The organism is Deltaproteobacteria bacterium (assembly GCA_019309545.1).
Lineage (GTDB): Bacteria > Desulfobacterota > Desulfobaccia > Desulfobaccales > Desulfobaccaceae > Desulfobacca_B.
The window spans coordinates 1-11,180 of record JAFDGA010000061.1; the positions used below are offsets into that span (position 1 = coordinate 1).

Annotated in this window: 15 protein-coding genes; all 15 read right to left on the bottom strand. The window is 54.9% G+C overall.

What is annotated here, in order from left to right; genetic code table 11:
* Window positions 1–218: DNA primase (locus JRG72_11320; GenBank protein ID MBW2135794.1), on the bottom strand; the 218-nt coding region annotated here is incomplete at its 3' end.
* Between the two features lie 113 nt (window positions 219–331).
* Window positions 332–616, bottom strand: a complete 285-nt coding sequence (locus tag JRG72_11325) for a hypothetical protein (protein MBW2135795.1) — start codon at window positions 614–616, stop codon at window positions 332–334.
* A 94-nt stretch (window positions 617–710) separates the two neighbouring features.
* Window positions 711–1,031 carry a hypothetical protein gene (locus JRG72_11330; protein MBW2135796.1) on the bottom strand — a complete coding sequence of 107 codons (321 nt, stop codon included), beginning with the start codon at window positions 1,029–1,031 and terminating at the stop codon, window positions 711–713.
* Window positions 1,010–2,872: a DEAD/DEAH box helicase gene (locus JRG72_11335; GenBank protein MBW2135797.1), complete on the bottom strand. Its 1,863-nt coding sequence runs from the start codon at window positions 2,870–2,872 to the stop codon at window positions 1,010–1,012. The genes JRG72_11330 and JRG72_11335 overlap by 22 nt, the downstream gene beginning before the upstream one ends.
* An 84-nt stretch (window positions 2,873–2,956) precedes the next feature.
* On the bottom strand, window positions 2,957–3,538 hold the full coding sequence (locus JRG72_11340; GenBank protein ID MBW2135798.1) for a hypothetical protein: 582 nt from the start codon (window positions 3,536–3,538) through the stop codon (window positions 2,957–2,959).
* Window positions 3,539–3,550: 12 nt separating this feature from the next.
* Entirely contained in the window at window positions 3,551–4,183 is a 633-nt protein-coding gene (locus tag JRG72_11345) for a hypothetical protein (GenBank protein MBW2135799.1), read from the bottom strand.
* Between the two features lie 185 nt (window positions 4,184–4,368).
* Entirely contained in the window at window positions 4,369–6,156 is a 1,788-nt protein-coding gene (gene ltrA, locus JRG72_11350) for a group II intron reverse transcriptase/maturase (GenBank protein ID MBW2135800.1), read from the bottom strand.
* Between the two features lie 479 nt (window positions 6,157–6,635).
* On the bottom strand, window positions 6,636–6,923 hold the full coding sequence (locus JRG72_11355; protein ID MBW2135801.1) for a hypothetical protein: 288 nt from the start codon (window positions 6,921–6,923) through the stop codon (window positions 6,636–6,638).
* Window positions 6,924–7,008: 85 nt separating this feature from the next.
* Window positions 7,009–7,197 (bottom strand): hypothetical protein, encoded by a 189-nt coding sequence (locus tag JRG72_11360; protein ID MBW2135802.1) that lies wholly within the window; start codon window positions 7,195–7,197, stop codon window positions 7,009–7,011.
* 90 nt (window positions 7,198–7,287) lie between these two features.
* Complete coding sequence (locus JRG72_11365; GenBank protein ID MBW2135803.1) at window positions 7,288–7,482, bottom strand: hypothetical protein; 195 nt, start codon at window positions 7,480–7,482, stop codon at window positions 7,288–7,290.
* Complete coding sequence (locus tag JRG72_11370; protein ID MBW2135804.1) at window positions 7,472–7,645, bottom strand: hypothetical protein; 174 nt, start codon at window positions 7,643–7,645, stop codon at window positions 7,472–7,474. Before JRG72_11370 ends, JRG72_11365 begins: the two co-directional genes overlap by 11 nt.
* Window positions 7,646–7,840: 195 nt before the next feature.
* Window positions 7,841–8,203, bottom strand: a complete 363-nt coding sequence (locus JRG72_11375) for an HNH endonuclease (GenBank protein MBW2135805.1) — start codon at window positions 8,201–8,203, stop codon at window positions 7,841–7,843.
* A gap of 121 nt (window positions 8,204–8,324) precedes the next feature.
* The gene (locus tag JRG72_11380) at window positions 8,325–8,699 is read right to left on the bottom strand and encodes a hypothetical protein (GenBank protein ID MBW2135806.1); all 375 of its coding nucleotides are present in this window, start codon (window positions 8,697–8,699) and stop codon (window positions 8,325–8,327) included.
* 66 nt (window positions 8,700–8,765) lie between these two features.
* The gene (locus tag JRG72_11385) at window positions 8,766–9,272 is read right to left on the bottom strand and encodes a hypothetical protein (GenBank protein ID MBW2135807.1); all 507 of its coding nucleotides are present in this window, start codon (window positions 9,270–9,272) and stop codon (window positions 8,766–8,768) included.
* A 342-nt stretch (window positions 9,273–9,614) separates the two neighbouring features.
* Window positions 9,615–11,180: VWA domain-containing protein (locus JRG72_11390; GenBank protein MBW2135808.1), on the bottom strand; the 1,566-nt coding region annotated here is incomplete at its 5' end.

Below are 11,180 nucleotides of genomic sequence, written 5' to 3' on the forward strand. Positions count from 1 at the left end.
GTTTCAATGCCTTCGGCCAGGGCCAGGGTGTCATGCTCCGGTTGCCCCAGCCGCACCAACGCTCCCACGAGCTTCCGGTCGGATGGGTAGGGCATGGTCTTCTTGGGACTGGGCACCGGCGCCTTTCCGCCCTGAGGCGTCAGGTAGAGACGATGGATGGTCACCGCCTTGCCCCATTGATCACGCAGGACAAACAGCAGTGCCGGATATTTACCCATCTCAACCCCGTCTTTAAAATAAGGCAGATGAGGATGACAGCGGCAATCGGGGACTGGCCCTGAGATACCACGGTGTTGCAGGTATAGCCGGGCCGGTTTTGCCAGTTCGTGGTTCAGCGAAACGGCCTGGACCCAGGTTTGCCGTAGCAGTTGCCGGACCCAGTCGTCATCTCTCTAAATCCGCTGGGAAAATTACCACAGGTGTTGCAGATGCCGCCGCCGGTTTCTTCCCAATCGCCAAACAGGCGGAAGCCGTCTTTGCCGCCATGCACCGGGCAGGGAACATGACGGGGTGCTTTTTGGACCGCAGTTTCCAACTCCGGAGCCAGGGTCAGCAGGATGCGAGACCATCGGCCCCGGGCCTGCTCCCGGATGGTGTCATAATCATGATAAGCCATATCTCTCTCCGAAAGTGCCCTAAAGAGAGATGCGGCTTCCCCCGTGGGGAAAATACCGCATCTCCCCCCAGGGGAAAATGGTGATCAATCTCAACTAGGCGGCTTTACGCAACTCCACTAACAGGTAGCCATTGCCCTGCCTTTCCAGCCTGATGGGCTTGCCTTTGATCTGCCCGTTTCCGGACCGGTCGTATTGCCCGACGACCCGGTTCTTAAACAGGATATTCCCGGCCTGGAAGATCAGCCGGTGCTGGCCGACCACGCCTACCCCGATCTTGCCCTGGGGATAGACCTTGCCGCGAACCACCCGGGTGACCTTGACCGTGGATTGCTGGTCGCCCCTGGTCATGGTCGTCTGGGTAGTGGTTTCGGTTTCCACCGGCTGTTCATCGCCTAAGAGCGCATCGGCCTGCAATTCGCCTCGGACTGAGCCAGGGCAGTCAGACCTTTATCCGTCAGATCGCCCTCCACCGCCAGGGCGGTTTCCATTTTGGAGGCGATCAGCGACAAGGCCGTCTCCTGCATGGTGTTCAGATAGCTCAGGTAATAGACCTTGACCGGCTGCTCCTGCCCTATACGCCAGGAGCGGCGGGAGGCCTGGCGCAAGGTGTAGATCGAATAGCCGGTCTGAAAGAAAATCAGCGTCGGAAACTCGATCAGGTCCAGACCGGTCTTGATCAGATTAGTATTGCAGATCATGACCTGATGCTGACTGACCATATTCCTGATCCAACTTTCCCTCTGACTTGCTTTGGGCTTATTGGCCCGCAGAATCAGCGGGATGACGCCTATCTGTTCCAGTTTCTCGCTCAAAGTTGGAATCAGGTCTCTGGTGCCCGTATGTTCCAGACAGACTATGCACTTGCGACCTTGCCCGATTTCGTTCTGCACCAGGTCCAGCAGCCTTTCCTCCTTGGGTAGGAAATCTGCCTCAATCTGGGGTGCGCCGGCCACCAATTGGCTGGTGCGGGGATGATAGACTTCTTCACCCCGCCGGCAGCCGTCGGGATAGGCCAGGAGCGAATTGACCAAAGCTCCCAGCAAGGATTGATCCCCCGCGGCCAGGGCGCTGCGGCACGCATCTCCGAGTTCTTTCTCCAGATCCTCGTAAGCCTCGGTTTGGTCGGGCAGCATTTGCACCCCGACTACTTCTTCCACATAAGGCGGCAGTTTGTCCGATACATCCTGGAGCCGCATGAAAACCGCGTTTTCCAACAGGAAGTCGCTTAACACCAGGGGCGACACCCCCGGTTTTTCCTTCACCACTTCACGGTTCTTGTTGCCCCCCAAGGAATGTAAATTGTCTGACAACGGGGTTTTCTTGACAATCTCCAATACGCCGTAATTGCCAGCGAAATTTGTTTGCTCTCCATAGGGCGTATTGTCCTTCATGAGGGATGGGAAAAGCCGCCACAGCAAATAAAATAAATTTGTGGAGTAGCCCCCCATCAATGTGCCGGTCAGGCCTAGAGTCCGCTTGGCAACGGCGGCTAAACAGGCCAGGGCCTGGCCCTGGGCCGAATCGCCGGCTTTATACTCGTGCAGTTCATCGGCCACGAATAGATCAAAAGCTCCCTTGCGGATATACCGCTTGATAAATTCCGCCTTGGCATACCGGCGGGATCCATCCGAATCTGCCTGCCATAACGGAGAATCACACTCCGGGCACTTGAGCTTGCGCTTGGCGTTTTCGATTTTTCCTTCGAGTTTTTCCAGTCGCTTGCCGCACTGCGGGCAATAAACCTTATTGCCCCGCTTGATGATGGCAGGCTTGAAGGCAAAGTGCATTTTGGCCTTTTCCTTGCCGACCACATAAAACTCCAGGCCTTTGGGCTTTTGCCCATGCAAGGCGAAAAGCTCTTTGAGCCCTGGATTGTTCAGGTTGACGATAGCGGCATGGGGAATCGTCTCTCGGATTTCCCGCATCCATTTATCAACCAGGTGTCCGGGGCACATGATGATGGTGCGATGGTTCTTTTTGGGGTTCAGGAAGGCCGTGGCAATGGCGCAGATGGTCTTGCCGACCCCCATCTCGCCGACCATGATCTCGGCTTTCTTGTCGTCCCGATAAAATCCCTTGGCCAGCGCCAGGATGGTTCTGGTCTGGGGCGGGAAGGGTTGCCGGGCCAGTTTCTCGAGTTTTGCAGTTGCTTGCCGGTCCCAATCATCCGGATGGGCGGGATCGAAAACCGGCGACATCCTGACTTTCTTTCTCAGGGAGTCGCCAAACTCGCCAAGAAATTCTTTTAAGTTCATACGCTTGCCTCCTAAGTCTGGCAGGGGCAAGCTCACGCCCCCGCGGGGGCCATGAACTCACCCCCGTCGGGTGTACGGTTAATTTCAGTTCACGCTGGCAGCCTCAGCAGCTATGGGAGAATTCTCTTCGAACAGCCTGGTCTCCAGGAAACTCTCGGCGTAAAATTTAACGCCGACCGCAAGCTTGAAGCCCAGAAACTCAATGTCAATCTGGTCCATTTCATTCCAGAGCCATTCGGTCCATTCCGGCAGCAGCGGCGTGGAATAATATTTCTGCGCCGCATAGAAGAATTTCTTGAGGATCTCCTCTTGAGATTCTCCCCAAAAAACTCTTTCGTAGGACTTGCTTTCCGGAACCAGCAGGGCCGGCGTGAAAATCAGGCAGTGGGCCACTCCCGGCGCAAGCTGCCGGGTGATGGTTCTGTATTGCCAGTAGGTTTTTCGGACTTGGGAATGTTCGGCCCAACCTTCGGTCCAGCAGTTTTGGATAAAGACCGCCTGGCCGCACAGGATGGTCGCTTTGACGGCATCCACCCTGGTTTTTGTCCCAAACAGAGAGATCAGGTAGATTTTTTTGTTGGACCGTTCATCAACCCCAATCAGATACCGGTCCGTAAAACATCCGACATGATCGGGAGAAAGCACCTGCTTGATGTTTTTGGTCATGGATGCATCCTCCTACGAGATCCGGATGACGATCCGGAAGCTCAACGTCTGCCGCTCGATAACATGGGTATCGGTGGTCTCGGTTTCCGTTTCAGCTTTTTTCTCTACGGAACCCTTGATGACCAACCGTTTGCCGTTGTTTTCCACCTTGCCGTTCATCAGACCGCCGGCCAGCAACATGGCCAGGTGGCCCTGACGCAAAGGGGCCAAGGGGCGGATGTCGTGCAGGTTTTTTGCTACGGTTGCGGCCTCCAGCTCCTGCCACAAGGGGGACTTGGCCACCAGCGCCGCCGCCTTCTCCACATCCAGCCGTTCGCTGGAAAAATTGATCTGCCGATCAGGAGAAGGAGGCAGAATGATTGACCCCGGAGGTATTTCGTCGGTCTTGGGTAGCCGCTCCCAGACCTCTTCGGGAGGCCGGGCGGCGTAGCTCCTGACTACCGCTAGCTGCAACGCGTCATTGCTGTCTTTGTTCTGGCCCAGGACCACCACCTGCTTGAACACGTCAAATTCCGGCTTGGGAAAGGCGTAGATTTGCAGATTTGCCAGCTTGGAGAGCGGCTCTGCCGCATCTTTTAATGCCCTATGGGGAATGATGAAAACAAGCCATCCCCCTCGAACCAGGTAGCGGCGGTGCGCCCACAAAAACTGGGACTCAAGCCGTCCGCCGTCCCCGTCCCAATCGTATGGCGGGTTTAACCAGAGCAGGGAAAATGACCTGGTGGTGATTTTGTCGGGTAGGGACGACCTGTTACCAGGCCATCCCCCCCTAAGAACCGTGCGTGCGAGTTTCCCCGCACACGGCTCAAGCCTCTTGTAAGCAGCCCATGTTACTGGGATGCCGGCAGTAAACCATTTCGTAGCAGGGTGTGCCTGCGCCAGTGGCAGTCAGGACATAAAGCCCGAAGGTTAGACAATATCGTCTTTCCCCCGTAGGCCCTGGGGATAATGTGATGCTCTTCATGGTTCCCCATTTCCAATGGTTCCCCACAAGAAGCACACTTTCCTTCCTGGGCCAGCCAAAGCTTCCGTTTCATTCCATATAAACCCTGGTCTCGCTTAATCTTTGCAAGGTTTCTTTCCTCAAAGTAGCGATTCCAGGCCATATCAAAAGGATTGGCTTCGGCCTTAATCTTTGTGTGCCTGATTATCTTAGTAGAAGGAATATGATACAGTTCCAACAGGCCGTCTTTATTGCCGTTTGTAATTTTAACGGCGAAGACCCAATTACGGTTTTTGACCTTGTGGAAGTATCTGTCCTTAATCCACTTTGCACCCTTATTAGGATGCCGGCGACAACACCAACGCCAAAGTTTTTGCCAGACCCGTTGGTCAATCAACCCAAAGGTTTCCTTAGAGCAGTCAGTAGAATAGTAATTAGCCCATCCCCTTAGAATCGGGTTAAGCTGCTTAATTACATTTTCCTGACTTGCCGTTCGGTTAGCCTTTAAGACTTTCCGGACTTTATCCAGAACATTCTTGATACCCTGCTTTGTAGGCTTAATAATAAGCTTACCCCGATATTTCCGAATGTTCTTACCCAGAAAGTCGAAGCCTTCTCCGATATGCGTAACCACTGTCTTTTCTTCGGATAGGGTCAGTCCCCTTTCTTTCAGAAAAGATATTACCAGTGGTTTGACTTGAGTTTCCAGAAGTTCCTTAGAGCTACCGGTAATCACAAAGTCATCTGCATATCTAATAAAATGCACCTTGGAACATTGGCCCATACGTTTTGTTCGTGAGAATTTTTCCCTCAACGATCGTTCCAGACCGTCCAAGGTCATATTAGCCAGCAGCGGCGAAATAACTCCCCCTTGCGGGGTACCGGCTGTTGTGGGGAAAAGCTTTTTAAGGTTGATGAAGCCGGCCTTCAACCACTTCCGGAGAATCTCCTTATCCATTGGGATATGGGTCATCAACCAGTCGTGGCTGATATTGTCAAAGCAACCTTTGATGTCGCCTTCCAGTATCCATTGCGGTGAAGTCGAACGGCTCAGGCAAGTAAAACCCTGTTCAATGGCATCAGCGCAGGATCGGTCGGGACGGAAGCCATAAGAGTTTCCATCGGCCAAAGTTTCTGCTACAGGTTCCAATGCCATTTTATATAGGGCTTGCATGGCCCGATCCCTCATCGTAGGGATTCCCAGAGGGCGCTTCTTTCCGTTTGCCTTAGGGATATAAACCCTCCTCAGGGGCAAGGCTTTATAGCCTCGCTTCCTAAGTGACAATATGGCTTTAGCTTTGGCTTCCGAGGTGTTCCAGGTTTCCCCATCGACACCCGGAGTTCTCTTGCCACGGTTATTGGTTACTCGTCTCACTGCCAAAGCCTTGGCGTAAAACGAATGGGTTAGTAGCCGCTGGAGAGACTTAATCTTCCTGCGGTTACCTTCCCTTACTGCCTTTGCAATCCTAACTTGCAGTCTCCTGACAACCTGATTCGCTCTGGCCCAGTCAATACTATTCCAGTCAATCTGGTTGCCGGAGGTAGCGTCTGATTTCACATTCACAACTTGCCTCCTTTCTGAAGTTATGCAAAGGATTACAACAAAAGACCAGGTGAAGTCAGCTCCCTTTCGGGCGGGGTGATATTGCTCTCGCTCAACCCCTATCCATCCCATTACAGAATGGCCTTCGCTTTTTCACCTTCCCCTACCCGCATCCGCTTCGTCGGGCCTTGCGGCCTTCCTACCTGCTCACCCACAGGACGGATACGGGCTTAACGTGTTCCGCCTAAGTGACAGAGAATTGGGTTAGGCTCTGCCTACCCGCCGGTGGCGCAACGTCCGTGTATTCCGAGAACTCAACGGAATATCCTGGCCACCTACCTTTTGGTGCAAGCCTTTCAGCATCTTTGGCTTGTTCCTTATCACGACGGTCCAATCGGCAGTTCACTTACGTTAACCATACCAACCTCAGCAGCAGCTCCCTCCCACATGATGCTTGCAGGAATGCCCTCCCTCACGGTTGGGTTTAAGGATACCGCTGTCCCATCCGCTTCGCACAGGACAGTTACCCATCTTGCACGGGATGGTTAGCTACTGTTGACGGAACAACAGGTTTCGTCACTCAGGAGCAAATCCTGAGGCGAAACAATCACTTAGGCGACTTCACGTCGCACGAGTTCGTTAAGAGCGTCGCCCCAAACAACGTGATCCAAGTTCTCGGAAGCGGCTTTTACTCGGTTTTCGTCAAGCTCGATCCCGTAGGTCGTGACTCCGGAGAGGCCGGCGGCCAACTGCGCCAGGGCTTCACCCTCGCCGCAGCAGGTATCCAGCAGTCGATAAAGGCCGGGGCCTGGCAGCGCCAGGCCGGTTTTGACGTGTTCTACGATACCAGGCGGGGTGGGGTAATATCCCATCTTCGCCTGAGATGCTAATCGTGCCATGTACTTCCTCCTTCTCTTAATGCCAGGAGGAAGCTGCTCCCCCCAGGGGGCGGCTTCCCCCCGGCGGGGTAATGTCAGAATGCCATCAGTTGAAAACCCTTTCCATTTCCTGTTGGGTTGCGCTGTTGCGCCTGATCTCCAGGACCCTCTTTACCAGAGCCAATCTCTCTATCGTAGAGAGGCCATAGGGGGGATCGGAATAGAACGGCGATTCTATCAGCGCTCCTATTACCCGGCGGGCCTCGCGAACATCTTTTATGGTTTTGTTGTCCATGATGCTTCTCCTCCCTTGTTGAGCCGCAGGGAGAAGGCCGCCCCAACCCGGGGTAGTTCTCTCCCCGGGGCCGGGTCGTTTGTTTGGAAATCATTTGCGGTTAAAGATGACATACAATGCCTTTAGCTTGACGGACAACCGCCGCATGGCGGCGTCCTCAGCGGCAAGTTTTGCTTCCGGGTCCATAATGACGGCCAGCAAACGGCCCTGCTCGTCTTTGATTCGTGCCGCTATCCGGCCTGAAACTTTCCCAAAGTTCCGTAATTTGACTTTCTTAGTTTCCACGGCTTTCCCCCTGCACTTCTACCCTTTTCCCCGAAGGGTAGAACAGGGCGGTTTCGTAAGGGGGGTGCCAGGATTGGACCATCTGAACCCGTCCCCAGGCCCACATCGAAGTCTTGTAGTTCTGGTGGACCAGACGGCCTTCTTGTTTGATTTTTTCTCTCACGCCTCCTCCTTTCTGCCGGGAGGAAGCTTCCCCACCCTGGGGGACTTAGCTTCCCCCGGCGGGGTTTGGACAATCGGTTTTTTTTCTATAATGCGTTCACTTTGTGGATTGCCAATAAGTCTGGGGCCGTGGCCAAAAGCCGGTCATCATTGCCCGGGTCTGTCTCGGGCGGTTGCCACTTATTCCGATTCCTCCTTATGCAACCTTACGCGCCGCATCCCCGTGCAACTGGCGATGGCAGTGAGGATGCAGCAGTTGGAGATTGTCTAAGGCATCTGATCCCCCCTTGCATCGGGGAATAACGTGGTGGACGCTCCAGCCACTGAATGGAGTGATGAGTTGGCCGCAGTATGGGCATTTGCCGTCCTGCTGTAGCCAGAGATACGCTCTGGCTGCAAAAGACCTAACCAGACTCCGTTCCATCAGCCGAACCTGGCAGAAGGCTTTCTCGATCTTGGCCTGGCGCTTTTGTACCTGACGGACGATGCGGTTCGGGTCCACTTCCACCCACCCCCGGAATTGGGGGGACGGAACTGTGACCGTTTTTGTGGGATTCATTTTGTGCTTCCTCCTTTCCTGTTATCGCCAGGAGGAAGCTCGCCCCCAGGGGGTCGCTTCCCCCGGCGGGGTTAATTTTTTTAAGGTGAGGACCTACACAAAATCGCTCAGGGGCGGATAGTCAGGATAATTTATATCCAGATATGCCTGGATAGCTCCAATCCCCTGGGACAACCGATCTTTGATTCGGCGCGCCATCTTTGGCCGGGCGAAAAATCACCAACTCCGGAATGAACTCAAAAGCCTGACCGGATTGCCGGTCAAAGGGGATACCCTTGCTTCTCAGCAGGGATTCCAACTCCTCGAACTGTCCCCATCGGGCTTCGGCCTTGTAGAGGTAGAAAATGCCTTCTGTTATCTTGGCTTCGACTTCACGAAACGGGTCTCCTTTTAGGGGCTCAAACTTGACTCCCTCATCTTTCAGCGCCTTTTTGATCTCCGCGTCCTCAAGCGCAGAGGCGGGAAACTCGATGGATGCTGCAAAATAATCCGCCATTTTTGCCCTCCTTGTTGGTTTTTAGGGAATTGCTTCCACCCGGCAGGGTGTTAGTTTGGGCTTGGGCTAAAAGCCAAGCTGTTGCTGCTGTTTAGCTTGCGGGATAGGAGTTAATGCCCACTCTCGTTGCGGCGTATCCTTTAACGGCGGCTGATACTTCGCCAGTTCGCGGTTGATCGCCGCCAACCAGCCTTTCCCTGCCTTTATATGGTTGTGGCACAGGAAAATTGCAGTTTCCAAGCCATACCCCATTTTCCGGTCGTACTCACTCACCTGATACCCCGGGGTGATCACCTTCAGGTATCGAGCGATATATTCCTGGAGTTCTTTTCCATATCCCTCCCGCATTTCCAGCAAGCGCTTTTCCCGCTTCTTGCGGTCTTTCAGCCGACTCAATTTGGTATCGGACGGCAACTCCCAATCATGGTCCGGCTCAATTTCCTCGGGCTGCAAAGGCCTGCCGCCAAGGAGATAGTACATGGGGTGGCCAGGGTCAATGCCCCGGAGTTCCGGGTCGTTCGGCTCCCTGGTGCCCAGATCCGCATGATCGAAAATGGGTCCTGGTCTGTCCATATCGCGATGTTTCCTCTCCGGCGGTGGAACGAGTGAAACCATCTTTATTCTGTCCTTGAAGGTTTCGGGCTGTTTAAAAACCAACCCCCAACCAAGGTCGCGAATACCGCGAAACAGCTTATGGGTTGCAGGGTCGCTCCACCCCTTATCGTTGGGGCAAATGGATACAACGCACCGACCACTGCCAAAAGAGTAGGCAATGCCGCCTCGGGCGCATTGATAGGGTTTTGATATCCATTCGCGCAAGAGATGCTGGACTGCTATCTCAGACCACATCTTTCGTCCTCCTTTCCCGGGTGGTCACTTTCTCCCCCCCCCCGGCGAGGTTATAGCTATCTCTTTTTAAAGCCGCTTGGCCAGCAGCTTAAACAGCTTGTCCGGCAATTCGGACAATTGGTCGATTACCACCGAATCCCGCTTACCGAACAGACCCTTAACCCTGTCATGCATAATCCCGACGCCATAGACCTCGATCCCCGAAGCCCGGCAGCGGTCTATGCTTTCCCGGGTCATTTTCCATTCGTCAGGATCACCGTCGGTTATGCACACGAGTATTTTACGCGGCTCCCGCCGGCGGAGCAGTTGGGCCGCAGCGGAATAGATCGACTGCGCCATGGGGGTGTTCAGCCAGTTCGGCGGTACTGCTTTTGTCAAACGGCGTTCGGGTTGCTCAAAACGCAGCAACGGTACAACCACCGGCACATCGTTCTCAAAGGTGGTAAACGAACCGACGGCCACCGCAGTGCCCGGTATGGCGCGTAAACCCCGGGCCAAGGCCACCGTTGCTTGGAAGGCAACAACCCGTTTGTTTTTCATGGAACCGGATTGATCCAGAAGCAGGTAAACGGCCGTGTTGACCGCCTGCCGTTCCTGACGCGCCAGAAAGACCCTGCCGTCATTGGCAGCCATCCGAGGTAGGCCACGAAGGTTAAGCTTGGTACCTGCCAACGAGGGCCGAGTCCGACAGGCTCGTTTGGCCTGTACCAGTCCTCCCAACATGGCTCGCAATCTGGCGGTGGCCGCCATGATTTCACTTTCGGTGAGCTGACGGCAGCCCGGTTCCCACCAAGGTGGGACTTCTTTGGCAATGCCAATACCAGGCGAATTGCGGTGCCCTTTGCTGATAGCCTTGAGCTTGCCAGCTATGGCCTGGCCGAAATCTTGGTACGGCGTATCATCGGCCAATGCCTCAGCCGCAGCCTGGACTGCGGAATCCGCCGGTTTCTGGCCGCCAGATTCACATCGGCCAGGCAGTGATTGCCCGGCGTCACTTTCGCCCTGTGCTTCCGGCCTGCCATTTTGCTCGGCGTCACCGTCGTTCTGTGCTTCCGGCTCGTCCTGTTGCTCGGCATTATCGCCGCCCTGTTTTTTCGACTGGGACTGGGCATCTTGCTGCTCCCTGTCATTCCCGGCGTTTTCTTGCCCATTTGGATCAGTCTGGGCATCCGGCGACGGGAAGCTTGATTGCCCGGCGTCACCGTCGTCCTGTTCATCCGGGCCGCTATTTGGCCCGGCGTCACTTTCGCCCTGCGATTGCCGTGGCTGCTGCTCGCGGTCGTTTCCGTCCGGGGAACACCCTTCAGAAAGGTCCTGAAGCAGCCGCAGGATTTTTTCGACGATCTCCCGGACCGCCCAAGTATTAGGAGCGTTGGCTACTTCCAGGGCTAGCGGGTCTAACCGGGCCCGCATGCCCGGGAAGGTCCGGTCGAAGATCGCGGCATCCTGGTTCGCCAGCGGCTCAAGTGCCTGCTGGCCTAGTATCCTGGCCCTGAGCATGTGCAACAGATAGCCATGAATTACCGCGGCCGGCGGGTCCGTCGATTTCAGCGGCTTGAAGTCGCCGTCGGCCACCAAAAGCTCCACCAGCTTGTGTAAGTTTTGGCGGCAGCCGGGATAACGGCGGCCCAT